The following is a 1,290-nucleotide window of genomic DNA, read 5'->3' as shown; positions in this document are numbered from 1 at the left end:
TCGACTTTCCGCTAGTTTTTTGAATGATCTTCAAGACATTGTCGATACCTGTAAGGAAAAAGGGATAGAGCTAAAAGTATTTATATCACCATCCCATGCTACTCAATGGGAAAGTCTTCGGGTTACCGGACTGTGGCCAGTGTTTGAAGAATGGAAACGTCGGTTAGTGGAGATTACACCAGTGTGGGATTTCTCTGGCTATAACAGCATTACCACAGAAGCGATTAGGGAAGAGATGAAAAACTATTGGGATAGCTCTCATTATCGCGAGGAAGTTGGTGATCTAATCCTAAATCGCCTATTCAGTTATCAATCTCAGACTGTTCCAGAGGATTTTGGTGTTCTAATGACACCAGAAAATGTTGAATCCCACCTCGGTAAAATCAGGAATGAGCGGAATTCATGGGCAGAGACTAATCCTGATCTAGTACAATTAGTGGAAGATTTAAACCAAAAATCTGAGATAGCGAGTCAGTAAGTTTCCTATACTTGGTGTGGTTTGGTAAGCATTCAGCTATCAGTATTCAGATATCAGCTATCAGCTATCAGCTTGTAGGGTGGGCAAAAAGCGATGCAGCGCGGTCTTGGGGAGGCAGCGCGGTCTTGGGGGTTCCCCCGGAGACGAAACCTTAGATAGTGGAGCCTTTATAGTTAGCAGGTTATGCAGAAAAGGGTTAAATATTTGTTAATAAGGCTCCACTATCTTACGGTAACTTCAAACCATGAGCGACTGCCGTGGTTTCCCCCACTCGCTATTGCATCAAGACAACAAGTAAGCATTGGAATAATGCTGAGTTACCTCCCAGCGTCGTTCGCACAGCGTGGCCATTCGCGTAGCGTGGCCATTCGCGTAGCGTGGCCATTCGCGTAGCGTGGCCATTCGCGTAGCGTGGCCAAAGCCTGTGCCACAAGGCTGACGGCACCTCAAGTAGCGTGAGCTTTTAGCTGACGGCTGAATGCTTACCTAAAGGTTGCTCAATGATGGCGTGAGGTCGTGATTGCTCCTAAGGTTGATTAGGAATAGTGCTATCTTTGACCCAACTTGGTATTAAGAAATATCCCATGCGAATTTTACAAATCGTCCCGTCGATTTCCCTGGTATATGGTGGTCCGAGTCAAATGGTAAAGGGACTATCTCAGGCTCTGGCATCTCAAGGGGTAGAAATTACAGTACTAACTACTAACTCTAATGGGGATGCTGGTCAACCCCCTTTGGATGTACCCCTAGATCAACCAGTAAAACAGGATGGTTATCAGATCAGATACTTCCGTTGCTCTCCCTTTCGCCGC

The 1,290-nt window shown here is 46.0% G+C and carries 1 protein-coding gene and 2 pseudogenes; 2 read left to right on the top strand and 1 reads right to left on the bottom strand.

Features of this window, described 5'->3' with window-relative positions:
* Window positions 1-478, top strand: a pseudogene (locus F6K49_RS49965) (hypothetical protein); the annotation flags it as partial.
* Window positions 479-760: 282 nt separating this feature from the next.
* Here the strand turns inward: F6K49_RS49965 and F6K49_RS49960 are convergent.
* Complete coding sequence (locus F6K49_RS49960) at window positions 761-928, bottom strand: hypothetical protein (RefSeq protein ID WP_293110256.1); 168 nt, start codon at window positions 926-928, stop codon at window positions 761-763.
* A gap of 134 nt (window positions 929-1,062) precedes the next feature.
* Here F6K49_RS49960 and F6K49_RS49955 point away from each other — a divergent pair.
* Window positions 1,063-1,290 (top strand): annotated as a pseudogene (locus F6K49_RS49955) (glycosyl transferase group 1); the annotation flags it as partial.

It is taken from the genome of Moorena sp. SIO3I6, from assembly GCF_010672095.1.
The sequence above is the reverse complement of the archived record's forward strand: the minus strand, read 5'-3'. Positions and strand labels throughout refer to the sequence as shown.